The 26,262-nt window shown below is 60.1% G+C and carries 23 protein-coding genes; 13 read left to right on the top strand and 10 right to left on the bottom strand.

Annotation, left to right across the window (positions count from 1 at the left end; genetic code table 11):
- Positions 1–19 precede the first annotated feature (19 nt).
- Complete coding sequence (locus tag ACR0LW_RS03635; RefSeq protein WP_480881593.1) at positions 20–1,240, top strand: N-acetylmuramoyl-L-alanine amidase; 1,221 nt, start codon at positions 20–22, stop codon at positions 1,238–1,240.
- Positions 1,241–1,334: 94 nt separating this feature from the next.
- On the top strand, positions 1,335–3,824 hold the full coding sequence (locus ACR0LW_RS03630) for a penicillin-binding protein 1A (RefSeq protein WP_480881592.1): 2,490 nt from the start codon (positions 1,335–1,337) through the stop codon (positions 3,822–3,824).
- Here the strand turns inward: ACR0LW_RS03630 and ACR0LW_RS03625 are convergent.
- Entirely contained in the window at positions 3,818–4,651 is an 834-nt protein-coding gene (locus tag ACR0LW_RS03625) for an aminoglycoside phosphotransferase family protein (RefSeq protein WP_480881591.1), read from the bottom strand. The two genes, ACR0LW_RS03630 and ACR0LW_RS03625, sit on opposite strands and share 7 nt — an antisense overlap.
- A 77-nt stretch (positions 4,652–4,728) precedes the next feature.
- Here ACR0LW_RS03625 and prfB point away from each other — a divergent pair, with 77 nt between their 5' ends.
- From prfB to ACR0LW_RS03610, 3 genes are all read left to right on the top strand, one after another.
- Entirely contained in the window at positions 4,729–5,853 is a 1,125-nt protein-coding gene (gene prfB, locus ACR0LW_RS03620; protein WP_170628925.1) for a peptide chain release factor 2, read from the top strand.
- Between the two features lie 185 nt (positions 5,854–6,038).
- A complete protein-coding gene (locus tag ACR0LW_RS03615) occupies positions 6,039–7,439 on the top strand; it encodes an amidase (RefSeq protein WP_480881590.1) in 1,401 nt (466 codons plus the stop codon).
- Positions 7,440–7,465: 26 nt separating this feature from the next.
- Complete coding sequence (locus ACR0LW_RS03610) at positions 7,466–8,251, top strand: DUF2189 domain-containing protein (RefSeq protein WP_170449997.1); 786 nt, start codon at positions 7,466–7,468, stop codon at positions 8,249–8,251.
- On the opposite strand, the gene ACR0LW_RS03605 is transcribed toward ACR0LW_RS03610, so the two are convergent.
- From ACR0LW_RS03605 to ACR0LW_RS03595, 3 genes are all read right to left on the bottom strand, one after another.
- Positions 8,244–8,972 carry a helix-turn-helix domain-containing protein gene (locus ACR0LW_RS03605; RefSeq protein ID WP_480881588.1) on the bottom strand — a complete coding sequence of 243 codons (729 nt, stop codon included), beginning with the start codon at positions 8,970–8,972 and terminating at the stop codon, positions 8,244–8,246. The genes ACR0LW_RS03610 and ACR0LW_RS03605 overlap by 8 nt on opposite strands.
- 317 nt (positions 8,973–9,289) lie before the next feature.
- Positions 9,290–9,850 (bottom strand): acetolactate synthase small subunit, encoded by a 561-nt coding sequence (gene ilvN, locus ACR0LW_RS03600; protein ID WP_170449999.1) that lies wholly within the window; start codon positions 9,848–9,850, stop codon positions 9,290–9,292.
- A gap of 67 nt (positions 9,851–9,917) precedes the next feature.
- Positions 9,918–11,669 (bottom strand): acetolactate synthase 3 large subunit, encoded by a 1,752-nt coding sequence (locus ACR0LW_RS03595; protein WP_480881587.1) that lies wholly within the window; start codon positions 11,667–11,669, stop codon positions 9,918–9,920.
- A gap of 422 nt (positions 11,670–12,091) precedes the next feature.
- Between ACR0LW_RS03595 and ACR0LW_RS03590 the strand changes: the two genes are divergently transcribed.
- Both ACR0LW_RS03590 and ACR0LW_RS03585 read left to right on the top strand, forming a co-directional pair.
- Positions 12,092–12,937: a HalD/BesD family halogenase gene (locus tag ACR0LW_RS03590; protein WP_170621962.1), complete on the top strand. Its 846-nt coding sequence runs from the start codon at positions 12,092–12,094 to the stop codon at positions 12,935–12,937.
- A 45-nt stretch (positions 12,938–12,982) separates the two neighbouring features.
- A complete protein-coding gene (locus tag ACR0LW_RS03585) occupies positions 12,983–13,366 on the top strand; it encodes a bleomycin resistance protein (RefSeq protein ID WP_170621961.1) in 384 nt (127 codons plus the stop codon).
- A 79-nt stretch (positions 13,367–13,445) separates the two neighbouring features.
- Here the strand turns inward: ACR0LW_RS03585 and ACR0LW_RS03580 are convergent, their stop codons facing one another.
- Together ACR0LW_RS03580 and ACR0LW_RS03575 are read right to left on the bottom strand one after the other, a co-directional pair.
- On the bottom strand, positions 13,446–14,084 hold the full coding sequence (locus ACR0LW_RS03580) for a response regulator transcription factor (protein ID WP_170450005.1): 639 nt from the start codon (positions 14,082–14,084) through the stop codon (positions 13,446–13,448).
- Positions 14,081–15,514 (bottom strand): cache domain-containing protein, encoded by a 1,434-nt coding sequence (locus tag ACR0LW_RS03575; RefSeq protein ID WP_170450008.1) that lies wholly within the window; start codon positions 15,512–15,514, stop codon positions 14,081–14,083. Before ACR0LW_RS03575 ends, ACR0LW_RS03580 begins: the two co-directional genes overlap by 4 nt.
- Positions 15,515–15,761: 247 nt before the next feature.
- Between ACR0LW_RS03575 and ACR0LW_RS03570 the strand changes: the two genes are divergently transcribed.
- The 3 genes from ACR0LW_RS03570 to ACR0LW_RS03560 all read left to right on the top strand — a co-directional run bounded on the left by ACR0LW_RS03570 (position 15,762) and on the right by ACR0LW_RS03560 (position 20,263).
- Positions 15,762–16,844, top strand: coding sequence for a TRAP transporter substrate-binding protein DctP (locus tag ACR0LW_RS03570; protein ID WP_170450010.1), 1,083 nt, complete (start codon positions 15,762–15,764; stop codon positions 16,842–16,844).
- Positions 16,845–16,964: 120 nt separating this feature from the next.
- On the top strand, positions 16,965–17,891 hold the full coding sequence (locus ACR0LW_RS03565; RefSeq protein WP_170450012.1) for a TRAP transporter small permease subunit: 927 nt from the start codon (positions 16,965–16,967) through the stop codon (positions 17,889–17,891).
- Positions 17,892–17,908: 17 nt separating this feature from the next.
- A complete protein-coding gene (locus ACR0LW_RS03560; RefSeq protein ID WP_170519245.1) occupies positions 17,909–20,263 on the top strand; it encodes a TRAP transporter large permease subunit in 2,355 nt (784 codons plus the stop codon).
- A gap of 136 nt (positions 20,264–20,399) precedes the next feature.
- Here ACR0LW_RS03560 and ACR0LW_RS03555 read toward each other — a convergent pair whose 3' ends face one another.
- The 4 genes from ACR0LW_RS03555 to ACR0LW_RS03540 all read right to left on the bottom strand — a co-directional run bounded on the left by ACR0LW_RS03555 (position 20,400) and on the right by ACR0LW_RS03540 (position 22,616).
- Complete coding sequence (locus tag ACR0LW_RS03555; RefSeq protein ID WP_480881586.1) at positions 20,400–20,789, bottom strand: VOC family protein; 390 nt, start codon at positions 20,787–20,789, stop codon at positions 20,400–20,402.
- Positions 20,790–20,795: 6 nt separating this feature from the next.
- Positions 20,796–21,620 (bottom strand): arginyltransferase, encoded by an 825-nt coding sequence (locus tag ACR0LW_RS03550; RefSeq protein ID WP_170621960.1) that lies wholly within the window; start codon positions 21,618–21,620, stop codon positions 20,796–20,798.
- Between the two features lie 75 nt (positions 21,621–21,695).
- Positions 21,696–22,127, bottom strand: a complete 432-nt coding sequence (locus ACR0LW_RS03545; protein WP_480580777.1) for an RDD family protein — start codon at positions 22,125–22,127, stop codon at positions 21,696–21,698.
- Positions 22,128–22,193: 66 nt separating this feature from the next.
- Entirely contained in the window at positions 22,194–22,616 is a 423-nt protein-coding gene (locus ACR0LW_RS03540) for a DUF2852 domain-containing protein (protein ID WP_170450023.1), read from the bottom strand.
- 143 nt (positions 22,617–22,759) lie between these two features.
- On the opposite strand from ACR0LW_RS03540, the gene ACR0LW_RS03535 reads away from it, so the two are divergent.
- The 3 genes from ACR0LW_RS03535 to ACR0LW_RS03525 are packed head-to-tail and all read left to right on the top strand — an operon-like array spanning position 22,760 to position 26,247.
- Entirely contained in the window at positions 22,760–23,146 is a 387-nt protein-coding gene (locus ACR0LW_RS03535) for a DUF4440 domain-containing protein (RefSeq protein WP_480580780.1), read from the top strand.
- A 49-nt stretch (positions 23,147–23,195) separates the two neighbouring features.
- Positions 23,196–25,991 (top strand): bifunctional [glutamine synthetase] adenylyltransferase/[glutamine synthetase]-adenylyl-L-tyrosine phosphorylase, encoded by a 2,796-nt coding sequence (locus ACR0LW_RS03530; protein ID WP_480881585.1) that lies wholly within the window; start codon positions 23,196–23,198, stop codon positions 25,989–25,991.
- Positions 25,975–26,247 carry a hypothetical protein gene (locus tag ACR0LW_RS03525; protein ID WP_480881584.1) on the top strand — a complete coding sequence of 91 codons (273 nt, stop codon included), beginning with the start codon at positions 25,975–25,977 and terminating at the stop codon, positions 26,245–26,247. Before ACR0LW_RS03530 ends, ACR0LW_RS03525 begins: the two co-directional genes overlap by 17 nt.
- The last annotated feature ends 15 nt before the right edge of the window (positions 26,248–26,262 follow it).

Genomic DNA, 26,262 nt, shown 5'->3' with positions numbered 1-26,262 from the left:
CTCGGGAAAACTTGAGGCCATGAGCAGGATTTTCTTTTGCATCGCCCTGATCTGGGCGCTCGCCAGTGCTGCGTTTGCGCAGGATTTCAATGCGCTGGCGCGTATTCAGCCGGATCAAAGCCGCATCGTGGATACGGGGCGCACGGGTGTCCGCGTCGATCTGGGCCTCAGCCAGGGGGTGCCGTACCGCATCTTTACCCTGCGCGATCCCTATCGCATGGTCATGGACTTTCAGGAGGTCGACTGGAGCGGCTTGAACCGTGACGATTTCCTGCAATCGGACCGGATCAGCGGCGTGCAATTTGGGGCTTATGTGCCCGGTTGGTCACGTCTGGTGCTGGATCTGGGTGCGCCTATGGCGGTGGACACGGCCGAGATGAAGATCGACCAAAACGCAGGCACGGCAGTACTGTCGCTGAACCTGAAGGGGGTCGATTTTGACGCCTTCAATGCCACGGCAGGCGTGCCGCACAATCCCGGTTGGGATTTGCCGGAACCGGCGGTGACCGCCAAAGTGGTCCCGCCAAATGCAGATCGACCGCTGCGGGTGATGCTGGATCCGGGCCATGGTGGTATTGATCCGGGGGCCGAGGTTGGCGGGATCGATGAGAAAACCATGATGCTGACCTTTGCCCGCGAACTGCGCGAGCTGCTTTTGCGATCAGGGGGTTACGAGGTTTATTTGACGCGAACCGGCGATCATTTCGTGTCGCTGGAACGCCGCATCGCTCTGGCGCATCAGGCGGGTGTGGATCTGTTTGTCTCACTGCACGCGGATTCACTGTCCGAAGGGCAGGCCCATGGCGCGGTGGTCTATACCCTGTCCGATGAAGCCTCGGACATGGCCAGTCTGAAACTGGCCGAACGGCATGATCGGGGGGATCTGCTGTCCGGCGTCGATCTGAGCGGGGCGGATGATCAGGTCACCGACGTTTTGCTGGATCTGGCGCGGCAGGAAACCCAGCCGCGCACGGATGCGCTGGCGCGGGCGGTTGCGAACGGCATGGCGCAGCAGGGGGGACCGATGAACAGCAAACCCTTGCGATCTGCCTCCTTCTCGGTGCTCAAGGCAGCCGATATCCCCTCGGTTCTGGTCGAGCTTGGATTTCTGTCCAGCCCCAGAGACCTGAAAAACATCAAAAATCCCGAATGGCGCGCCCAGATGGCGCTGGGGATTTATCAGGGGCTGGAAGACTGGCGGCAGCAGGATGTGATCAGACGATCCCTGATTGGACAGTGACCTGAGGGCGCAAAGCGGCTAGAATGCGCTTGTGGTTTTGACCCTTGGGCGGTGCGTCCCTATATAGGCGGCAGCGCGAGAAAAAGGCAGTAACGTGATCCGGTTCATTCTTTCGATTTTCGGGGCGATCTTCAGCCTCGTGACTTTGGGTATTTTCATGACCGCGCTGGTGATCGGCGCGGTATTCTGGATGTATGGCCGCGATCTGCCCAGCCATGAATCGCTGGCCCAATACAAGCCCCCGACGATCAGCCGGATTTACTCGGGCGAAGGCCAGTTGATCGACGAATTCGCGCAGGAACGTCGTTTGTTCACCCCGTCCGAGGAAATTCCCGATCTGGTAAAACAGGCCTTTATTTCGGCGGAAGATAAGAACTTTTACAGCCACCAGGGCTATGACCCGCGCGGAATCATCGCCGCCGGGGTCGAAGCTGTGCGCACGAAGGGTGAGACCGTGCGCGGGGCCTCGACCATCACGCAGCAGGTGATGAAGAACTTCCTGCTGTCCGGCGACCGTCGGGCCGAGCGCAAGATCAAGGAAATCATCCTCGCCACCCGGCTTGAGGATACGCTGGACAAGGAACAGATCCTCGAACTTTATATGAACGAGATCTTTCTGGGTCAGAACTCCTACGGCGTGACCGCTGCGGCGCAGACCTATTTCAACAAGACGCTGCAGGAACTGGCCCCGCATGAGGCCGCGATGCTGGCCGCGATGCCCAAAGCACCGTCTGACTATCACCCGGTTCGCCAAAAGGAACGCCTGCTGGCCCGCCGCAACTATGTGCTGCGCGAGATGAACCAGAACGGCTATATCGATCAGGCGACCTATGAGGTCGAGGTCGAAATGCCTCTGCGCTCGGTTCAAAACGGAGATTTCGAAAGTTTCCGTACCGCGCTGCCGCCGCGCGACTATTTCACCGATGAAATCCGCCGACAGCTGAGCGAGGATTTTGGTGAGGGTGAATTCTTTACCGGCGGCTTCACCGTCCGCGCCTCGGTTGACGAAGAGATGCAGGTCGAAGCCGCCCGCGCGTTGCGTGAAGCGTTGCAGAAATACGACCTGTCGCGCGGCCAATGGCGCGGAACCGGCGAGGTGATCCCAGAAGAACAATTGGCGGACGAGGCGCAGTGGCGTCAGGCGCTTGCGCTGATGGAAATCCCCCGCGACGTGGTGCTGCCGACCCAATGGTACCCGGCGGTTGTGATGGACGTGGCCGAACAGCAGTTGACGGTCGGGATCGAGGATGGCCCGTCCGATGGCACAATCCCGCGATCTGACATCAAATGGATGCAGGGCAACTTCTTCGACAATTTCAAACGCGGCGACGTGATCCTTGTCATGGCCGGGGAAGAGGGCCAATGGTCCGCCCGTCAGGTGCCCGAAGTGCAGGGCGGTTTTGTCGCGATGGATGTGAACTCGGGCCGTGTTCTGGCGATGCAGGGCGGGTTCTCGTATCAGGATACGGTGTTCAACCGCGCCACACAGGCGCAGCGTCAGCCGGGATCGTCCTTTAAGCCCTTCGTTTATGCTGCAGCGCTGGACAGTGGCTACAGCCCGGCAACCATCGTCGTGGACGCCCCGATTGAGGTGAACACGCCGCAGGGCCTGTGGCGACCCAAGAACTCGTCGAACAAATTTTACGGCCCGACGCCGCTGCGCACGGGGATTGAACAATCTCGGAACCTGATGACCATCCGTCTGGCGCAAGAGGTCACGATGCCCGTTGTCGCCGGATACGCGGAACGCTTTGGGGTCTATGACCGGATGGGCGCGTTTCTGGCCAACTCCTTGGGGTCCGAGGAAACCACGCTCTACAAAATGGTTGCCGCCTACGCGATGTTCGCCAATGGCGGTGAACGGGTCGAGCCCACTCTGGTCGACCGTATTCAGGACCGCTTCGGCAAGACGATCTATCGCCATGACGACCGGCAATGTCTGGATTGCAACTCGAGCTGGCTGGAGCCGGACGAGTCACCCACTATCGAGACCAACCGCTCTCAGGTCATGGATGCGATCACCGCGTATCAGCTGACGTCCATGATGAAGGGCGTTGTGGATCGTGGCACTGCGTCGCGCTATGTGAACCTGCCGGTTCCAACGGCGGGCAAAACCGGAACGACCAACGAGTCGAAGGACGCGTGGTTCATCGGCTTCACCTCGAACATCGTAGCCGGTTGCTATATTGGTTATGACCGTCCGCGTCCGATGGGCCGGGGGGCCTATGGCGGCACAATGTGCGGCCCGGTCTTCCAGAGCTTCATGGAAAAGGCCGTTGAGAAATACGGTGGCGGCCCGTTCGAAGTGCCCGAAGGTGGCCATTTCATCAAGATTGACCGCTTTAGCGGTGCGCGCCTGCCTGCGGATGCAACGGGCGACTATGTGGTGGCCGAGTATTTCCGGGATGGCGTCGATGGCTTCATCGACCGGATTTATGACGGTGGCTTTGCTATCGGCTCGGACCTGCCGCTGTTCGAAGAGGTTCAGCGCGCAGGCGTTCAGGTGCAGACCTCGACCGGTCAGACGGTTACGGTTGGGCCAAAGGCCACGCAAGGCGACGTGACGACGGGCGGGCTTTACTGATCCGCAGCCCTGAGAAATGAGTGCAAAAGATCGGCCTCGTCATCCCTTGTGACGAGGCCGTTTGACCTCCAGAAGATCGACATGGCGCATTTGGCTGCCGCCCATTGGGCAAGCCGTTCGCGCGAAACACCAAGAGCATCGGCATAGAGCGTCAGGCAGCGTTCGATCTGCTTTGACTGGCGCACCAAATCCGGCATTCCTTTCGGGTGACGGATTGCATTTGCCAGTTCAAATGCGGGATCGCCCAGATACCCTTTGGCATCAAACACACGTGGGCCGCTGTCTGTCAGGATGACGTTGTCCGGGTGCAGGTCGCCATGCAGCGGCTGGGATGTTGGTTGGGTTTCCAACAGATGCTTGGCCAGAGCGATGGCGCGCGTCATGTCCTGCGTCAGGGGCGTTGGGCATCCCGGGGCGAACCTGTATTGAAAGAGGGGTGTCATGACGTCGGCAAGCGGGCGCAGCCCTTGCAGTGTTGGTTGTGGCGATGCGTGTAACCTTGTGGCAGTTTCTGCCAGCGCGTTCAGAGCCTCAATCACCGCGCCTTGCCGGGCTATGTCACCGAGGGTTGGGCCCTCGAGCCATTCCATCAAAATCGCCGTTTCGGTTTCTCGCAGGATTGTAACGGCACCCCGGTCTTGCCATGCTCTCAACAGATCGGCCCCACAGGCTTCGTTGCCCCGATCGGCGCGGAGATAGAATTTCAGCGCGGCATCTGCGCCGCTCGCATCGCGCACCTTCCACACCCGCGCGGAACCGGTTTCGGCGACGGGGCTGACCATGGTCAGTTGCCAGCGATCCAGAATCTCTTGCGATGGGGCCTGCATTCACTTCTTGCCTGTCTTGTGGTGGCCTTCACCTCTTGCTATCACGCAGGCCTGATTGAGCAAGTTGGGACAAGACCATGCGCGCCGAAACCCAGAATATCGTGGCGGAAATCGAAAAGTCGCTGGAGCTGTTGGCGCAGCGCATGGACTATGAAACCGCACCGCACCGGCTTGAGGAATTCAACGCGCGCGTCGAGGATCCCAACCTGTGGGACAGCCCCGAAAACGCGCAGAAACTGATGCGCGAGCGTCAGATGCTGGTCGATGCGATTGAGACCTATGAGACCATCAAAACCGATCTCAGCGACAATATCGAGCTGATCGAACTGGGCGAGATGGAAGAGGACGAAGAGGTTGTTCAGGACGCCGAAGCGGCCATCAAGGCGCTCGGGGCCAAGGCGGCGAAGAAAGAGCTTGAGGCGCTGCTGGATGGCGAGGCCGACAGCAACGACACCTTCCTCGAGATCAACTCGGGCGCGGGTGGGACGGAAAGCTGCGACTGGGCCTCGATGCTGGCGCGGATGTATGTGCGATGGGCCGAAAAGAAAGGTTATACTGTCGAGTTGCAGTCCGAGACGGCGGGCGAAGAGGCGGGGATCAAATCTGCCGCCTACAAAATTTCCGGCCATAACGCCTATGGCTGGCTGAAATCGGAAAGTGGCGTGCACCGGCTGGTGCGGATTTCGCCTTATGACTCGGCGGCAAAGCGGCATACCTCGTTCAGCTCGGTCTGGGTTTATCCGGTGGTGGACGACAATATCGAGATCGAGGTGAACCCAGCCGATATTCGGATTGATACCTATCGGTCCTCGGGTGCGGGTGGTCAGCACGTGAACACCACCGACTCGGCGGTGCGGATCACGCACATTCCGACCGGGATTGTTGTGACGAGTTCCGAGAAATCGCAGCACCAGAACCGCGACATTGCCATGAAGGCGCTGAAATCGCGGCTGTATCAGCAAGAGCTGGACCGCCGGAATGCCGACATCAACGCGGCGCATGAGGCGAAGGGCGATGCGGGATGGGGCAACCAGATCCGGTCTTACGTCTTGCAGCCCTATCAGATGGTGAAAGACCTGCGGACAAACCATGAGACCTCGGACACCAAAGGTGTGTTGGACGGGGATTTGGACGGGTTCATGGCGGCGACGCTTGCGTTGAACGTGGCGGGCAAAAGCCGGTCCGAGGCGCAGGGCGACTAAGTGGGTCGGGGGCTCTGCCCCCGCCGCGGCAAGCCGCGACTCCCCCGAGATATTTTTAGCCAGATGAAGGGGATCCGGGCGGCACAGGCTGACCCGGGAAAGATGTATTTAAACAGTGGGTTTTATTGATCTTGCGGCCCGGCTAGGCTGATTGTGACGTGAGTTGCATTGCTGCCGGAGCCCATATGAACCTCTCAGACCATTCCGCGCGGACGCTGATTTCTGACCTGTCGCACAGGCGGGTGACAGCGGTCGAGGTGATGCGCGCGACGCTGGAGCGGATCGGGCAGGTGAATGGCGTGGTGAATGCCATTGTCGCCTTGCGGGACGAAGATGCGCTGTTGGCCGAGGCGCAGGCGATGGATGAAGGGCCCGTTCGCGGACCGCTGCACGGGGTGCCGATCGCAGTGAAGGATTTGGTCAACGTGGCGGGCGTCGTTTCATCGCAGGGGTCGCCTTTGTTCGATGGGTTTGTGCCTGACACGGATGATCTGATTGCGGCGCGGTTGCGTGCGGCGGGAGCGATCCTGATTGGCAAGACCAATACGCCGGAATTCGGGTTGGGCTCGCATACGTTCAATCCGGTCTATGGGGCGACGCGGAACCCATATGACGCCGCGCGCACCTGCGGCGGGTCCTCGGGCGGGGCGGCGGTGGCCTTGGCGACGGGGATGGTGGCGCTGGCCGATGGTTCGGACATGATGGGCAGTTTGCGCAACCCGGCAGCGTGGAACAATGTGTATGGCTTTCGGCCCAGCTGGGGGCGGGTGCCGTCGGACCCGGTTGGCGATGGGTTCTTGCATCAGTTGTCGACTTTGGGGCCGATGGCGCGCAGCCCGGAGGATCTGGGCCTGTTGTTGGATGTGATCTCGGGCCCCGATCCGCGCCTGCCTCTGGCTGCTTCAAGCGCACCGGTCTCACCGGTGGGACCCGCCGATCTGAGCGGCGTTCGGATCGGTTGGCTGGGCGATTGGGGCGGGGCGTTTCCGATGGAGGAGGGGGTTCTGGACCTCTGCCAAGTGGCCACGCGGGTCTTTGAAGACCTGGGGGCTGATGTCGAGCCTGTGCCGCCGCCCTTTGATGCCGAACAGATGTGGGACAGCTGGATCACTCTGCGATCCTGGTCGGTGGCTACGGGTCTGGAGCCCTTGTCCGGGCAACGCTCGGCCTTGAAGGACAGCGCGCAGTGGGAGTTGGACCGGGGCCTGACGCTGACCGCCATGCAGGTTCATCAGGCGAGCGTGGTGCGGTCCGATTGGTTCCGGACGGCGGCGGAGATGTTTCAAAGCTATGACGCGCTGATCCTGCCTGCCGCGCAGGTCTGGCCCTTTGCGGTTGAGACACCGTATCCGACCGAGATTGCCGGGCGTGCAGTGGACACTTATCACCGCTGGATGCACGTGACGGTGCCGGTCAGCCTGATTGGCTTGCCCTGTCTGGCGGTTCCAGCCGGCTTTGGGGCGCAGGGGCTGCCGATGGGCTTGCAACTGCTCGGGCCGCGCGGGTCGGACGCGCGATTGTTGTCACTGGGGGCGGCCTATCACGCCGCAACCGATTGGCCAAAAAGAAGACCGGCAATGCCATAGCGCCGGGCAGGGAGGGAGGAAACGAGATGGAGAAGCCTTTTGGCGTTCCACAGATGCAAGCGGTCAACACCGCGATGTTGCGCAGCGCTTTGCGACAGGCCTGGGCCGATTATCGCCGCGCGCCGGTGTTTGGTCTGATTTTTGCCGGGTTCTATGTTCTGGCCGGGTGGGCGATGGCCTGGGTGACGGTGCAAACAGGCACAACCTTTTGGCTGGTTCTGGCTGCCATCAGTTTTCCGTTGCTTGGACCTTTTGCAGCGGTGGGGTTGTATGAGGTTTCTCACCGGTTGGAACGGGGTGAACCACTTGATATGAAGGCGATTTTCGGGGTGGTGATACAGCAAAGCCGCCGTCAGCTGCCTTCGATCTGCGCCATTATTGTGGTGGTGTTTCTGTTCTGGTTCTTTCTGGGTCACATGATCTTTGCCCTGTTCATGGGGCTGTCGACCATGACGAACGTGTCCACGTCGATCGAGGTATTTCTGACGCTGAACGGATTGACGATGCTGGCCGTTGGCACCGTTGTTGGCGCTGTGTTTGCGACGCTTCTTTATATGATTTCCGTTCTGTCGATCCCGATGCTGCTGGACCGCGAGCTGGATTTTGTCACCGCCATGATTGCCAGCTTTACGTATGTTTCCGAAAACAAGGCCGTGATGCTGGCTTGGGGCGCTTTCATTGCCGTGCTGACATTTGTCGCCATGATTCCGTGGTTTCTGGGCCTGCTGATTGTCCTGCCACTGTTGGGGCACGCAAGCTGGCACCTGTATCGAGAAATCGCGCAAGCCGACAAGGCCGAGATCGCTAGCTGACAGCCAGCCCACCCGGCGCGGACAGCGTGCTGGATTTTATGGATTGCCGGGCCGTGTGGAACACGGCACCGGCGTTCTGGCCAAGGTGCTGCAACATGACCGGTTTGGGCTCCTGCGCCGTAGACGGCCGGATCACCGTGCCGCGCCAGTGATCTGCATCGGGGGTGATGACGTAGATCTTGCTGTTTGCCCCGCCGCGTTGGGATGTCAGGATCGAGACGTGATCCCCGGAACTGGCGGCGATGCCCTGAATCTCGCGGGCTTTTGGCGGTGCGCCGGGCATCAGGCCGCGCGGTGTGTATCCGCGGACCAACGTGCATTGCGGCAAACGGGTTGCGTACAGCATCGACACTTGCGGCGTAAGGGGCTGGCTTTCGACAACTGCATAGAAACCGGACGGAAAGGGGGTCGCGGCGCTGGGCTCGGACCCGGAGCCAAGAAACTGGGTCAGGACGGAACTGGCCGGGTGGCCCTCGGTCTTGGGAATGTCGTTCAGCGGTTCCAGAACAATTCGGGCATCAATGTCGAAGAACCGGCAGATGCGATCCAGCACGTCGGGGCGGGGAAAACTTTCACCTGCCAGATAGCGGTTGAACTGGGTCCGGTTGATCCCAAGTTTCCGACACAGGGCCGAGACAGACGGATGCTGTCGCGCAAGCTGTCTGAGATTCGAACCGAACATGGCCCGAAGCTCAGCAGGGCTGCGAATGTCGTCGGTCATGTCTGTCCCCGGCGTTACCAATTCCCTGCAAAAACATGATAGCGGCGTCCGGATAACCGTACGCATATCAGCAATCGTAAAGATGACCCCAAGCAACGTATCCCCACGTCGCGTTGCGGCCACGAGGCTAACGCGCCATAAGCCAAAGGCAATAGGCTTTATTCCAATTTGTTTGATGTTTATCCGAGAGAGGGCGGCGTTATGACAAAATTAACGCACATAAACTCAATCAGAGGCTGTCAGGGGCAGCATATTGGCACGTTAGGCCTGTCCTTGCCCCGGTTTCAACCGGTGAACCGGGGCAAGGCGTAGGTTTTTTAGTCGCCGCGCAGCAAGGCGGCGACGCCAGTGCGGGCAATCTCGATCAATCCCAGCGGACGCATCAGATCGGCAAAGGCGTCGATCTTGTCCGGCGCACCGGTGATCTCGAAGATGAACGAATTGAGCGTGCTGTCGACCACATTGGCGCGGAAGATATCGGCCAGCCGCAGCGCCTCGACCCGTTTGTCGCCTTCGCCCACCACCTTAATGATGGCCAGTTCACGCTCGACCGAGGGGCCCTCGACCGTCAGGTCATGCACGTCATGAACCGGCACGATGCGGCCAAGCTGCGCCTTGATCTGCTCGATCACCTGCGGGGTTCCGGCGGTGACAATGGTGATCCGGCTCAGGTGGCCGGTGTGATCCACCTCGGCCACGGTCAGGCTTTCGATGTTATAGCCACGGCCCGAGAACAAGCCGATCACGCGGGCCAGAACACCGGGCTCGTTCTCGACCAGAACCGCGATTGTGTGGCGTTCCTGAACGTCCGAGAAGGTGGGCCGTAGGTTATAGGCCGAGTGGCGGGTAGAGCCTTTTTTGATATGTAGGGCAGACATTTATGTCCCTTTCATCATCCATCTGTGGTCGGACGCGCGAGGCGTCCGACTGAAATCTTCAAATTCGTCAGACCAGAACCGAGCCTTTGGAGTCGATAACGCCCTGTGTCTCGGCCTCGCCCAGCAGCATTTCGTTATGGGCCTTGCCCGACGGGATCATGGGGAAGCAGTTTTCGTGCTTTTCGACCAGACAGTCGAAGATCACCGGGCCGTCATAGGTGATCATCTCCATGATCGCATCGTCCAGATCGGCGGGGTCGGAACACAGGATGCCTTTCGCCCCAAACGCCTCGGCGAGTTTGACGAAATCGGGCAGGGCCTCGGACCAGGAATGCGAATAGCGCTCGCCATGCAGCAGTTCCTGCCACTGGCGGACCATGCCCAGACGTTCATTGTTCAGGATGAACTGCTTGACCGGCAGGCGGTACTGAACGGCGGTGCCCATTTCCTGCATGTTCATCAGCCACGACGCCTCGCCCGCAACGTTGATTACCAGCGCATCCGGGTGCGCCATCTGCACGCCGATCGAGGCCGGGAAGCCATAGCCCATCGTGCCCAGACCACCGGATGTCATCCAGCGGTTCGGATCTTCGAACCCGAGGTACTGCGCGGCCCACATCTGGTGCTGGCCCACTTCGGTGGTGATGTAGCGGTCGTGTTTCTTGGTCAGCTCTTCCAGCCGCTGCAGCGCGTGCTGCGGTTTGATGGTTTTTTCGCTGGCAGTGAAGGCCAGGCAATTCACTTTGCGCCAATCCGCGATCTGCGCCTGCCACTGCTTGACCGAGGCCGCATCGGTTTTGCGCCCGCGCGACTTCCAGATCTTCAGGATGTCCTCCAACACATGGGCCACGTCGCCGACAATCGGGATGTCCACGCGGATCACCTTGTTGATCGAGGACGGATCGATATCGACATGCGCTTTCTTCGAATTGGGCGAGAACGCATCGATGCGCCCGGTGATCCGGTCATCGAACCGCGCGCCGATATTGATCATCAGATCGCAGTCATGCATCGCCATGTTGGCTTCGTACAGCCCGTGCATGCCCAGCATACCCAGCCAGTTTTCGCCCGACGCCGGATACGCCCCAAGACCCATAAGGGTCGAGGTGATGGGGAAGCCGGTCGCGTCCACCAGCTCGCGCAGCAATTGGCTGGCCGCGGGGCCGGAATTGATGACGCCGCCGCCTGTGTAGAAAACCGGCTTCTTGGCAGTTTCCATTGCGGCAACCAGTTCGGTGATCTCTTCCAGATCGCCTTTCAGAACCGGCTGGTAATGCGATGTCGACGGCTTCGGCGCGTTGTATTCACCGCTCGCAAACTGCACGTCCTTCGGGATGTCGATCAACACCGGGCCGGGACGGCCGGATTTGGCGACGTGAAAGGCTTCGTGAATGGTTGCGGACAGGGAATCCGTATCCTTCACCAGCCAGTTATGCTTGGTGCAGGGGCGGGTGATGCCGACGGTGTCGGCCTCTTGAAACGCGTCCGAACCGATCATGAAGGTCGGAACCTGTCCGGTCAGAACCACAATCGGGATCGAATCCAGCAGCGCGTCGGTCAGACCGGTCACCGCGTTGGTCGCGCCGGGACCGGATGTCACCAGCGCAACGCCCGGCTTTCCGGTCGAGCGCGCATAGCCTTCGGCGGCGTGCACCGCGCCCTGTTCGTGGCGTACCAGAATGTGGCGAATGTCGTTTTGCAGAAAGATCTCATCATAGATCGGTAGCACGGCGCCGCCGGGGTATCCGAATACCGTGTCCACGCCCTGATCCTTGAGGGCCTGAACCACCATCTTTGCGCCGGTCATCTCACGTGTCATCTGCTTTGCTCCGTTCGCGACATGTGTCTTGCGTTTCGCATAAAAAAAGCCCCCGATTTTTTCGGAGGCGCATGGGTTCGATTATGGTTTACCGTTACCGGCCCATGCGCGTGGTTCCTACGATTACGACTAGCGTTCTCATCGCCAGAGGCTCCTTCTTTGCGTGCAGGGACATTATGGTCGGCGCGCAGGGGCGTCAACAGGCAATTGCACCAATTTTCTATCCTGAGGACCTGATTTTGCGACATTTTGTTGCGCAGATTGCCGCATGCTGGGAACTTCCGGCAATTTGTGGTGGAAAACCGCCGGTTGAACGGAATTTGAACTGGTCGGAATGCGTCAACGGAATGTCCGAAACGGGCATGATTGGCGGTTGTGTCTGCGCCACGCTGTGGGGGACGGAACCAACTGCGAGGCTCATCATGCTGCACGATCTGGTGGATTTGGGGCGCTATCCGATAGACTGTCCGGGGTCTCATGCCTATGACCGGATGATCGGCGACATTCAGCGCGAGTTAGAGCAGGATGGATGCGCCGTTTTGCCGGGGTTCGTGCATCAGGACGGGTTAAATCTGCTGGTGCAGGAGGCGGACGCCGTCGCGCCGCAGGCGCATCGCTCCTTCAATCGCACCAACGCCTATTTCACCAAAGACGACCCCCGGTTTGGCATCGGCCACCCGATCCGGCGCTTTTATGATCGGTCAAACGCGTTTGTCCCGGCTGACAACTTTCCGAAATCCAGCCCGCTGCGCCGGATTTACGAGTTTGACGGGTTCCTGCCGTTCATTCGCGCCGCATTGGATGAACCCGAGGACAGGTTCTTTCGCTATGACGACCCGCTGGCGGATGTGATTATCAATGTAGTGGAAGAGGGGCAGGGCTTTCCCTGGCATTTCGACACCAATAATTTCACCGTGACACTGGCTATTCAGAACGGGGAACAGGGCGGGGCGTTTGAATATGCGCCGAACCTGCGCACCGCAGAGGATGAGAATTTCAATGCGGTGGCCTCGGTTCTGGATGGCGATATGTCCCGTGTCTGTCAGCTGGAACTTCAGCCCGGCGATCTGCAGATATTCAAGGGACGGTATTCGCTGCACCGGGTTGCGCCGGTTTCCGGGGCGCGGCGTCGCTATGTGGGGATTTTTTCCTTTGTCGAGGCCGAGGGGATGTGCGGCGGGATCGAGCGGACGCGACAGCTATATGGCCGCGTTCTGCCGCACCATTACGAACGGGAAGGGACGCGCAAAGATCAGCTGCTGGATTGATACGGCCCAGCGTGTAGGATGGTGCTGTTTCTTGCGGAGGCCGGAATGTCCAACATCCTGCAACTCACGCCATTTGTTCTGTGCGCGTCACTGGACGCGCAGATCGCGTTCTACTGCACGCGGCTGGGATTTGAATGCAACTTCAGGCAGGACAATTACGCCTTTTTGAAGAACGGCCCGATTGCCATTCGGCTGTTGGAATGCCCGCCGCGCGAAGATGGCAAACCCTTGGGGGACAATCAGTCTTATTATATCGACGTTCAGGACATTGACGCGCTGTATGAAAGCCTGAAAGACGGGCTAAGCGATCTGCCCGAGGGGCGTGTGCGTCCACCATTTGACCAGCCGTATTTGCAACGGGAATTCCACGTCATCGATGAGGACGGAACGCTGATCTTCTTTGGTGAGGATATTCGGCCAAGGGAGTAACCCTCCCGCCCATCGTCGCAGCGCCTGCGGCGCATCTCCTCTGGTTGGGCCAGGCAGAGCGTGCCGCGCTGCGGCTGCGTCAGTAGCCGACGCCGGTGCCCTGCAAGACACCGTGTTCCAGAGCATAACGGGTCAGGCCTGCCGTAGACGAGATGCCCAGCTTGCGTTTGATGTTCTTGCGGTGGGTTTCAACGGTGCGGACCGAGATATCCAGCGCCAGCGCGACCTCTTTGTTCGATTTGCCCTGCGCCAGTTCCAGCAGAATGGTCTGTTCGCGGCCCGTCAATGCCTCGCGCGTGCTGTCGCCCTTGGGTTTCAGCGATCCGCTTGCGCCGGTGCACAGGTATTGCTGACCCTGCATCACGGCGTCGATGGCCTGTTTGATCTCATCGGTGGGGACGTCTTTGAGGATATACCCCTTGGCCCCGTGGCTGAGTGCGGTCGAGATATATTCGGGGCTGTCATGCATCGACAGGATCAGGATGCGCGTTTCGGGCAGGCGTTCGAGGATGATCTCGGTCGCGCTCAGGCCGCCGAGGCCGGGCATGTTCAAATCCATTAGGATCACGTCCGGGGCCAGCCCGACCGCCTGATCCACCGCCGCCTGACCGCTGCCCAATGTGCCGACCACTTCGATCTCATCATAGCTTTCCAGGATCGACTGGATGCCTTCGGCCACCATCGGGTGATCGTCGACGATGAGAACTCGGATTGTCATGTACCGGCCTTTCGGTTCGGGGTTGCGTCTTCCTGCGGCGGCAGCAGGCGGCTGAGCGGCAGGCTGGCCTCGATTGCCGTGCCCCCGCGCGGGCCGCGTGATGACAGAATACGCAGCGATCCGTCAAGCTGTTCGATGCGTTCCTGCATATTGCGCAGCCCGATCCCGGTGGTGATCTGGCCCGGTTCCGTCCGCAACCCGCGCCCGTTATCGGTAATCCGCATGGTCGCGCCCTTCTTGTGGCCGCGCAGGTCGATTGTAACACGGGTTGCATCCGCGTGGCGTTCGATATTGGTCAGCGCCTCTTGCGCGATACGGTAAAGGGCGATCTTGCTGTCATGGTCCAGCCGGTTGCGGAACACGACGGTCGAGAATTCGGTCTCGATTCCGGTGCGGTCGCGGAAATCATCGGTCAGGGCTTTCAACGCGGGGCCAAGGCCCAGGTCGTCCAGCACACCGGGGCGCAGGTCGCGACTGATGCGCCGGACCTCGGTAATGGCGGTGCCGAGATGATCGATGCCCTTGTCCAGCGGGTCCTGCGCGCCTGCATCATCGCCACGCGACAGGCGGCGGCGGGCATTGTCCAAAGCGTAGCGCACGCCGACGAGGATCTGGCTGATGCCATCATGCAATTCACGCGCCACCCGGCCGCGTTCTTCTTCCTGTGCATCAAAGACGCGCTGGGTCAGTTCCTTCAGCTTGGCATCAGCCAACCGCCGTTCGCGGATGTTTAGGAGCATGCCCGAGGCAAAGACGATCAGCACAGCTGCCAGAACGATGCCGCCGATATACATGAAGGTGCGTTGCACACGCGCCTCGACCTCGGCGCGGGCATTGGCGACGGTGGCCACGATATCGTCGATGAAGACGCCGGTGCCGACGGCCCAACGCCAATCCTGCAAACCCACCACGTAGGCGATCATCTGCGCCTCTTCCCCGGTCGAAGGTTTTTGCCACATGAAACTGTGCCAACCGGCCCCCTGACGGGCCAGAGTGATGAATTCGTCGACAATCGGGGTGCCGTCACTGTCGGTCAGCCCTTCCCAATTGCGGTTGATGAATTGGGTCTGGCGCGGGCTGACCAGATTGGTGCCATCGTAATCGTAGACGAAAAAGAACCCGTCCTGACCGTAGATCATGGCCGACAGGATCTGAGTGACAAGGGTTTTGGCGACGTCATCATCCGGTTCAGCGCGGCCATAGATATAGGCAAACCCGTTGCGGGCCTGGGTGACGTAATTCTTCAACTCTTCCTTCTTGGCCTGGATCAGGCTGCGCTCCAGCGCTTGGATCTCGCGCTCGGCGGTGGCACGGGCCTGATAGGCGACCAATATGGCAATCGCCGCAACGGCAACGACCAAAGGAATGGCCGCAACCAAAGACAGTTTCTGCGCATAGGTCAGCGAAACCAGATTTCTAAGTCTTTGCATGGTCGAATCGATACGCAAGCGGCGGCAAAAATGCAAAAAGATTGAACAATTCGGGCTCAAAAGGGCTGAAAAGACGCGATTGGGCTGGAGTTTCACAGGGATTAACCCGCGAAAAAGGGTCAGAAATCCGGTTTTCTACGCAGTAGTAGGTATTCCCTTTCACATCTTCGGCATTACGCTCCGGCCTATTGAATGCGACAGGCCCGGAACTGTCCGGGTTACGACTATAAAGGGGAGGAACACTTATATGGATCGTCGTTCATTTCTGAAAAAATCCGCTCTGGGCGGCTCGGCTGCTGCGGCAACTGCACTGGCGGCTCCGGCCTATGCGCAGGGTCAGCGGACCCTGACCATGGTAACCTCGTGGGGCCGTGGCCTTGCGGGCGTGTTCGACAGCGCACAGCGCTGCGCCGACAGCATCAACGCGATGTCCGACGGCAGCCTGAACGTTGAAATCAAAGCTGCGGGCGAGCTTGTGGGCGCGTTTGAAGTGTTTGACGCCGTTTCATCGGGTCAGGCCGATATGTACCACGCGGCGGACTACTACTTTGTGGGCCAGCATCCGGGCTATGCCTTCTTCACCGCTGTTCCGTTCGGCATGACCGCGCAGGAACTGGTGAACTGGTACTATCACGATGGCGGCATGGAGCTGCATGACGAGCTGGGCTCGATCTTCGGCCTGAAATCCTTCCTGGCCGGCAACACCGGCGCGCAGGCAGGTGGCTGGTACTCGAAAGAGATCAACGGCCCCGAAGACTTCCAGGGTCTAAAATTCCGTATGCCGGGTCTGGGTGGACAGGCGCTGGGCAAGCTGGGTGCATCGGTTCAGAACATTCCGGGTTCGGAAGTGTATCAGGCGCTGTCCTCGGGCGCGATTGACGGGACCGAGTGGATCGGTCCGTGGGCCGACGAAAAGGCCGGTTTCCAGGAAATCACCAAGACCTACTACACCGCAGGCTTCCACGAGCCGGGCGCGGGTCTGTCGCTGGCTACCAACCGCGACGTGTTCGACGAACTGACACCGGCGCAACAGAAGATCATCGAGATCGCAGCCGCCGAAGCGCACCAGTGGAACCTGGCGCAGTTCCTGGCCAATAACGGTGCAGCCCTGCAGCGTCTGCAGTCGGGCGGCGTTAAGGTCATGGAATTCCCGGATGCCGTTTGGGACGCCTTCGGTCAGGCCAGCCAAGAGGTTCTGGACGAAAACATGGGCGACGAGCTGTTCAAGCGAATCCACGACAGCGCCATGGAGTCGATGGCAGCATCGTCGGCGTGGAACAACCTGTCGTCGGGTGTCTATACCTCGCAGCGCGACCGCGTTCGCGGCTAAACGCCAGTCATCAGACTAAACGGTTTCCCCGCCTGCGTGGGGAAACCTTTCCTGTTGCATATGCGCGGACCCATCATGCCGCTATAATCAGCGATGCAACTGACGCGACCCGGGGACAACATGCAGGACGATAACGGTATCTCGTTTTTCGGCGCCCTGTGGAATGGACTGATCTGGTTCATTCAGAACATTGCCGAAGCCTTCTATAATTTCGGATATGCGGTCACGCATCCGCAGCTGTGGCTGAACTGGTCCGACAAAGAAGCGATCATGCGCTTTGTCTATTACGGCGGCTCGGTCGAGTTCTTCTTTGTGGTCTTCACCCTGTTTCTGGTGCTGACGGCCATTGGCCTCTACTACCGAAACTTCATGTGGGGCATGGTGCGCGGCCTCGAAGGGTTTGCGAACACAACCGGGCGCTTCTTTGCCTGGGCGGGTTTGCTGATGGTGATCCAGCAGATCGTAATCGTCTTCATGCAACGGGTGTTTGCGCGGCCCGATATGTCTTTTGGTCTGGGTATCCCTTTTAGTCAGGATATCAGTTGGTTCGCGGAAGAACTTAAACTTTATAACGCCATGGTCGTTTGCCTGTGCTGCACCTATACATTCGTTCAGGGCGGGCATGTGCGGGTTGACCTGATCTATGCGGGTATCAGCCACCGGGCCAAGCGCGTGGTCGATATGTGTGGCGCGGTGCTGTTCATGATGCCGATGGCAGTGCTGACATGGATGTATGGCTGGTACTTCATGTGGCGGCACCTGATCGTGCCGAAACCATCGGCCAGTGACACGCTGGATCGCCTCGTGGCCAAGTCACGCGCCCTGCGCTGGAACGTGGAAACCATCGGGTTCAGTCCCAACGGGTTCAACGGCTACTTCCTGTTCAAAATCCTGCTCGTTCTATTTGCGGGCATGGTGTTCCTGCACGCGGTCGCGTTCCTGTGGCGGTCGTATCTTGAATACGTGGAAGGCCCGGAAAGCGCCGGAAAATACCTCGACAAGGACAGCCTTGGCGAGGGTGAAGAAGCCTATGAAGGCGCACATTAAGGACGGAGACCAAGACAATGCTATTCGGACTTGATGGCGTCGAGATAGGCCTCATTATCGTATTCTTCTGCCTCTTCGGAGGTATCCTGTCCGGGTTCCCGGTGGCCTTTGCCATTGGCGGGGCCGGGGTTATCTCATTCGGTATCATCGCCGCGCTGGACAGCGCCGGGCTGCTGATCCATCAGGCAATCGATACCAGCTCGCAAATGTACCGCGATCTGGTCGCAACGGGGGTGAAACCGGATTCGGTCTCGGTGTTCCGATACCCCGACTTGCCGAGGATAGGAGAGCCTGTCTTCCCCGCAGGCTGGGAAACCGCGCTGGATCGCAACGTGTCCTTCATCGTGAACCGCATGAACGAACGTGTTCTGGCCGGTCAGTCGATTGAGACTCTGCTGGCCGTGCTGATGTTCGTTCTGATGGGCATCACACTGGAACGCTCGAAGATCGCAAACGATCTGCTGACCACAATGGCCCGTGTGTTCGGCCCGTTGCCGGGTGGTCTGGCGGTGTCGATTGTGGTCGTGGGTGCGTTTCTGGCCGCCTCGACCGGTATTGTCGGAGCGACCGTGGTGACCATGGGCTTGCTGGCCCTGCCGACCATGTTGCGGAATAACTACTCGCCCGAATTGGCAACCGGTGTCATCGCGGCCTCGGGGACGCTGGGGCAGATCATTCCGCCCTCGATTGTGATCGTTCTTCTGGGGACGCTGGCGGGTGATCTTTATTCGACCGCGCAGGAAACCCGCGCGGTTGAGGCCGGATGTACCGATGCGCTTACCTATCTGGGCGAGCCTGCGGTGGTCTCGGTCGGAACCCTGTTCCAGGCGGCGCTGCTGCCCGGGATCATGCTGGCCTTGCTCTATGCGCTTTATGCCTTCGGCTACGCATTGCTGAACCCCGACAAGGCCCCCGCGGTGGAACTGACCGGCGGCTCGGGCGAGGCGATCACGCGGTCCGAAGGTCTGACATGGTTGCTGGGTGCACCGGCTGCGATCATTATTGGCGCGATCCTGTTGGGCAGTGCCGGGGTGATCGGCAGCCAGAATATCTCGGTCTCGGCCTTCTCGGATGTGGGGCAGGGCGCATCACTGCGCACGAACGTGTCCGAAGAGTGTAAAGCGTCGATGATCGACCTGCACGGTCAAGCGGCCTGGGATCAGGCGGTGGCCGAGCAGGAAGAGATCGACGCCGCCGGTGGCATCGCCAACGCCGAACGCCTGAGCGAAGAGGAACTGGCCACCGCGCGCGAGGCCAAGATCGCCAGCGCCGCGCCTATCGGCACGGGTGTCGCGATCGTCGTTGTTCTGCTGGCGCTGACCCTGGTACTGGGTCGGGGCATCGCCCCGTCGCGTTCGCCGCAGCCTTTGATCGTGGGGGCAATTGGTCTGCTGTTGATGTTGCTGGTCGATATCCTGTTTATCGCGCCGACGACCTCATCCGGGCTGACCTTTGTTCTGCTGGCCATACCCTTTGCCATCGCGATTTACGGGTGCAGAGAGGCCGCCGCGCGCTGTGCGACAAACGATCTGATCCGGGTGGTGTTCCCGCCGCTGGTTCTGATCATCGCCGTGCTGGGTTCGATCCTGGGCGGTATCACAAACCCCACACCCGCTGCGGCGCTGGGGGCGGGTGGTGCGATCATGCTGGCAGCCTATCGCAAGCTGCAGGATCAGGAGCGGTCAGGCAGCGTGATCATCTGGTCAACCTTTGCAGTGATCATCTGCCTGCTGATGGGCGTGAATTTCGATCTGCGCATCTCTCAGGGGAATGTGCCGGTCGAAACCTGGATCGCGTTTATTCTGGCTTATGCGGCATACCTTTATGCTCTGTTTGGTCTGATCTTTGGCTGCTGGGTCTTGTTCTCCAGCGGGGTTCTGAGCCCGGTGGTGCGGGAAACGGCCAAAGTAACCTCGATGGTGTTCACGATCCTGATCGGCTCGCAGTTGCTGAACCTTGTGGTGATTTCCTTCGGGGGCGAACACTATATCCAGCAGTTCCTGAAGAGCTTTGACAACGAGTTCACGGTCTTCCTGATCGTGATGCTTGTGCTGTTCATTCTGGGTTTTGTGCTGGATTTCCTTGAGATCATCTACATCGTGATCCCCATCGTGGGCCCGGTGATCTATGGCGGGTCGTTCGATCCGAAATGGGTGACGATCATGGTGGCGGTGAACCTGCAGACCTCGTTCCTGACGCCGCCTTTCGGGTTCGCGCTATTCTACCTGCGCGGGGTTGCGCCGAAAGAGGTGACGACGGGCCATATTTATCGTGGCGTGGTGCCGTTTGTGATCATTCAAGTGGTGGGGATTGCGATCCTGTGGTCCTTCCCGGCGATTGTGACCATTGTGCCGGATCTGATCCCGAATTGATCTGATTGGGTGATCAAATTGAAAAAGGGGGCCTGCTGGCCCCCTTTTGCTTGTTTGTTTGGGGTTAAGGGGCCAGCCCCTTCTTGGCCTGCGGCCAATTCAACCCCGAGATATTTTTGGCCAGATGAAGAATGGATCAGGTGAACTGGATCAGGTCCCAGCGATTGCCGAACGGGTCGCGCCAGACGGCGACGGAGCCATAGGGTTCATGGCGCGGCTCTTCTTCGAAGGAGACGCCTTTGCCTTGCATTTTCGTGTGGTCGCGTTCGAAGTCATCGGTTTGCAGGAAGAAACCGACCCGGCCGCCCGTTTGGTTGCCGATAGCGGCGCTTTGATCCGGGCCGTCGGCTTTGGCCAGCAGCAGCGAGGCCCCGTCAGAGCCGGGCGGCGTGACCAGCACCCAGCGTTTGCCGCCGCCGAGGTCGATGTCTTGTGCAAGGGTGAAGTCGAGCGTTTCAGTGTAGAATTCGATTGCAGCATCATAGTCCGGCACCACAAGGGTGACGGCGTGCAGGGTCTGTTTCATGTTGGGTCAGCCTTTGGTGGGGTGGCGGTCTGGCAGTTGGATATTCGCCACCTGTTCGGCAATGGGTGCCGAGGACAGAGGGTGATGCGACTCGTCCGAGAAGGTGTCGGGGTTGCGGATCTTTTGCCATTGCCCCTGCACATAGGCTTCGAGCCCTGAGAACTTGGCCTTGTACCCCATTTTCGGACTGCCGGGCACCCAGTAACCCAGGTAGATATAGGGCAGGCCGGCCTCGCGCGCGATTTCGATATGGTCGAGTATCATGTAGGTGCCCAGAGAGTTCTGAGGCTGCAGCGGATCATAGAAGGAATAGACCATGCTCAGCCCGTCATCGAGCACATCGGTCAGGCTGACGGCAATCAGGTTGCCGGTTTCGGGGTCGGCATATTCCACAACGCGGCTGCGGATCGGGGTTTCCTCGATCATCGCGGCGAATTCGAAGACGTCCATATCGGCCATGCCCCCATCGGCGTGGCGGGTGTCGAGGTAGCGGCGGAACAGTTCGTATTGTTCGTCCGTGGCCCAGGGCGATGTGGCGCGGCGTTGCAGGTAAGAGTTGCGTTTTGCCGCGCGTTTCTGGCTTTTGGTCGGGTGAAAGGCGGCAACGTCGATCCGGGCCGACAGGCAGGCCGCGCAATCTGTGCAGGACGGGCGATAGAGCACGTTCTGCGACCGGCGAAATCCTTGTTGTGACAGGGAATTGTTCAGCTGGTCTGCGCCTTCGCCTTGCAGGGCGGTAAAAAGCTTACGTTCCATCCTGCCCTCAAGATAAGGGCAGGGCTGGGGGGCCGTCACATAGAATTGTGGCGCAATTGGCAGCGTGTGTCGCATGAAGGTCTCATGTAGCCTCGGACCGGATGATAGCAACGGTTTTTGATGCCGCCAAGTGATTCACGCGAAGGCTGTTCAGGCCCGCTGATTGATCATGACTGTGCCCAGGAAGGCATCGGTCAGGCCCTGACAACGGGCGCTGGTCAGCATCATGATGATCGAGATGATCTGGACCACGAAAAACGCCATGCTGATGAAGTATCCGGCGGTATGGGCCACGGCTTTGCCCATATCCATACGCTCGCCGAAGGCATCGCGCAGCTCGATCCCCATGAAGCGCATGCCCAGCGTGGCCGAGCCGTTCGAGATGGTGATTACCCGGTAGACAAAGCTGATGACCGCATAAATCAGCGGCAGGAAGAACAGCCCCGCGCCAAATGTCAGGAAGACGGGCACGATGCACAGCAGTGAGATAAAGGCGATGTCGAACAGCCACGCGAAAAAGCGTTTGGTCGCGACGGATCGGTAAAATTCGGGCTGGCGATCAGGATCGGGCAGGTGGGTCATGTATAGCTGTCTCAGAGATAAGGTCGTGTCACCCTGTCCCGAAAATTCGGGACAGGGCAAGGGGCTTTAGGCAGGTTCGCCTTTGCCTTCGTCTTCGGTGTTCTCGCGGGCGCGTTCATCCATGAACTGGTCGAACTCGGCCTTGTCCTTGGCTTCACGCAGGCGATGCAGGAAGGCCTCGAAATCCTGCTGTTCGCGTTCCAGCCGTGCCAGAGTGTCTGCCTTGTAGGCGTCGAACGCGCTGTTGCCGGAAGGTTTCATGGCGCTCATATGGCTGTGCCAGGATTTGCGGCGGCTGCAGGACTTGCTGAACATGCGTTTGCTCCAGATCATATAGGCCAGAAGGGCCAGGCCCAGGGGCCAGAAGAAGATGAAACCAAGGACCATGGCGGCGATCCAGGCGCCTTTGCCTTTGTCGTCCATCCAGGCCTCGGTGCGGTGAAGCCATCCCGGGTTTGCAGGGGCGGCGGGTTCGGACAATGCGGTCATGTGGTCTCTCCGGGGTTTGATGTAAATTCCTTTCACATTGTCTAGATGGGGAGGTTCTGGCCGGTTGCAAGGGGTCGATGTGAAAAAGATTTACATTTTGTGGATCGGTTGACGGCAGAAGGCTTCGCACGCAGGGTGCAGGCATGACTGTAGAAATCGAAACCGCCCCTTCGCTTGCTGATATTCTGAAGCTTGAAACGCAGGTCTGGGCCGCATTGGTTAATGGTGATGCCAGCGCCGACAGGGCGCTGCTGAGCGCTGATTTTCTGGGTATTTACCCCTCTGGCTTTGCCAATCGTGACGACCATGTGGGTCAGTTTGCAGATGCACCGACAATGGCCGAGTTCAAGCTGAGCCAGGAAAAGCTGCGGATTCTGACGCCTGACGTCGTGCTGTTGTCCTATAGGGCGGATTACCTGCGCCCTGACGCCACCGAATGGGATGCGATGCTGATTTCCTCCCTGTGGGAGCGTCGGCATGGGGTTTGGGTCAACAGCTTTAGCCAGGACACTCCGGTTCAGGACCTGTGATGCGTTTGCCCCATTGACCTTGCCCTGCGGCGATGCGCAGGGTCCGGGTATGAATAATAGCCTGTCCATCAATCGTCTGCCGCGTGCGTTTGATCCCTCGCTGGGGGATGAAACGCGCGCTTTGATCCCGGATCTGAATGCTGAGCAAGGCGATCTGATCGCCGGGACGGCTGGATCAAGCCCCTATCTGAAAGGTCTGATCGAGCAAGAAAGAGAGTGGTTGCCAAACGCGCTGCACCACCCGGATGAGGCGCTGGACGAGGTTATGGCAACGGCCCGCGCGCTTGCGCCTGACCAGCTTAAACCGGGCCTGAGACTTGCCAAGCGCCGCATGGCAGTGCTGACCGCTTTGGCAGATATCGCGGGCGCATGGCCGTTGGAAAAGGTGACCGCTGCGCTGACCGATTTCGGAGCCTTGGCGGCGGATGTGGCGGCCAAGGCCGAGATTGCCACCCTGATCCGCCGCAACAAACTGCCCGGCATGACCGAGGATGACGTCGAAACCGCCGCCGGTATGGTCATTCTGGCGATGGGCAAGATGGGTGCGCATGAACTGAACTACAGCTCGGACATCGATCTGATCGTGTTGTTCGACGAGACGCGGTTTGACCCGGATGATTTCTACGAAGCCCGGCAGGGGATGGTGCGGGCCACGCGCAACTTCTGTGCCACGCTCAGTGACAAGACCGCTGAGGGTTATGTATTCCGCACCGATTTGCGCCTGCGTCCCGATCCGGCGGTGACTCCGGTCTGCATGGCGATGGAAGCGGCCGAGCGGTACTACGAAAGCTTGGGCCGCACGTGGGAGCGTGCAGCCTATATCAAGGCGCGCGCCTGCGCGGGCGACATTGCAGCCGGGCAGCGGTTTCTGGAAACGCTGCGCCCCTTTGTCTGGCGTCGGCATCTGGATTTCGCCGCCATTCAGGACGCCCACGACATGCGCCTGCGCATTCGTGAGAACAAGGGGACGGGCGGCAGCCTCTCGATCCCGGGCCACGACATGAAGCTGGGGCAGGGCGGGATACGCGAGATCGAATTCTTCACCCAGACCCGCCAGTTGATTGCCGGGGGGCGCGACCCGGATCTTCGCGTGCGTGGGACGGTGCCCGGACTGGCAGCCTTGGCGGCAAAGGGCTGGGTGCCGGAAGACGTTGCTGAAAAGCTGACCGATCACTATCGCGCCCATCGCGAGGTCGAACATCGCATCCAGATGATCCACGACGCTCAGACCCATAAGGTGCCGAAATCTGCGGACGGGATCGAACGCGTCGCCTGCCTGATGGGGGCCACCAGCGCGGACCTGACCGCTGACCTGACCCGCCGCCTGAGCGAAGTGCACGAGCTGACCGAAGGGTTCTTTGCCCCCGGACCCGGGGCGTCTCCGACACCGGAACAAGAGGTTACGTTTGACAAGAGCATTCTGGCCCGATGGGCGACCTATCCGGCGCTGCGCTCACAACGGGGCAGGCGGATCTTTGACCGGCTCCGGCCTGAGCTTTTGTCGCGCCTCGCCAAGACGGCCAAGCCCGAAGAGGCGCTGTTGGCGCTGGACGGGTTTCTGGCCGGTCTGCCCGCTGGCGTGCAGTTGTTTTCCCTGTTCGAAGCCAACCCCCAACTGATTGATCTGTTGATCGACATTGTGGGCACGTCGCATGCGTTGGCCTCGCACCTGTCTCGCAATGCGTCCGTGTTCGATGCCGTGATCGGCGGCAGTTTCTTTGCCGACTGGCCGGGGCAAGCGGCGTTGCAGGCGGAACTGGCGCAGGCGCTGGAGGACGAGGCGGATTACGAGACCCAGCTTGATCTGGCGCGGCGCTGGTGCAAGGAGTGGCATTTCCGTGTCGGTGTGCACCACTTGCGTGGGCTGATCGACGGCGCGCAAGCCGGTCGCCAGTACGCCGATCTGGCGCAGGCCGTCATCGCGGCGATCTTGCCCCATGTGGCCGACAATTTCGCCCGCAAACACGGACCTGCACCGGGACGCGGTGCGGCGGTTCTGGGCATGGGGTCGCTGGGGGCAGGGCGGATCAATTCACAATCCGATCTGGACATGATCGTGATCTACGATCCGCTGGATCAGGATATGTCCGATGGCCCGCGTCCGCTGGCGACACGCACATACTATGCCCGATTCACGCAGGCGCTGATCACGGCATTGTCGGCCCCAATGTCCCAGGGGCGGCTCTACGAGGTCGATATGCGCCTGCGCCCGTCGGGCAATCAGGGGCCGGTGGCAACCAGTTGGGCCAGCTTCACCCATTATCAGCAGGAAGAGGCATGGGTGTGGGAACATCTCGCCCTGACGCGCGCTCATGTGGTCGCGGGCGACGCCGGTCTGGCAAATGATATTGAAACCTTCCGGGCCGAATTCCTGTCGCACCCGCGTGAGGCCGACAAGGTGCTGCATGAAGTGGCCGAGATGCGCACCCGTCTGGCCGCCGCAAAAGCACCTGCTGGCGTTTGGGACGCCAAAAACGGCTCCGGCCGGATGATGGATATCGAGTTGATGGCGGAAACGGGCGCATTGCTGGCGGGCATCGCGGAGCGGGATGTCCGCTCGGGCCTCGACGGTGCAGTCGCTGCCGGTTTGCTGGATGTCGCGCAGGCACAAACGCTCAAGGACAGTTACGATCTATGCTGGTCGGTGCAATGCGCGGCGCGGCTGCTTTCGGGCAAGGTGATCGAAGCGGATGACATTGGCGAGGGCGGAACCGCTTTCCTCTGCCGGGCCACAGGGTTCGATCAGGTCGACGCGCTGCAAGCCGCGCTGCAAGACAGTTACACATCCGCCGCCGCGATCATCGGCAGCGTAATCAAAGAGGGCGAAGATGGCGCGCAGCACTGATCCCAACGACCCCAAAGGCCTGATCCGCGAGGCGTATAACATCGACGGCATCGCCTTGCCGGAATGCCGCAGCATCTTCCTTGATTGGGCGCTCAGCCTGTCGGACGGGTTGGACCAGAAACAGGCACTGACCACCTTGCACACCGCTTATGCCGCGCAGGATGCCGATCACCCGATGACACAGGTGCTGGCCGAGGGGTTGCAATCCGCGCAGGCCCCGAAACGGCGCGGCGGCTGGCGTTCGCGCCCGCGCTAAGGGGTTTTCCTTCGC

This window comes from Ruegeria sp. N4, from assembly GCF_056531425.1.
This window is presented reverse-complemented; position numbering and strand designations above follow the sequence as displayed.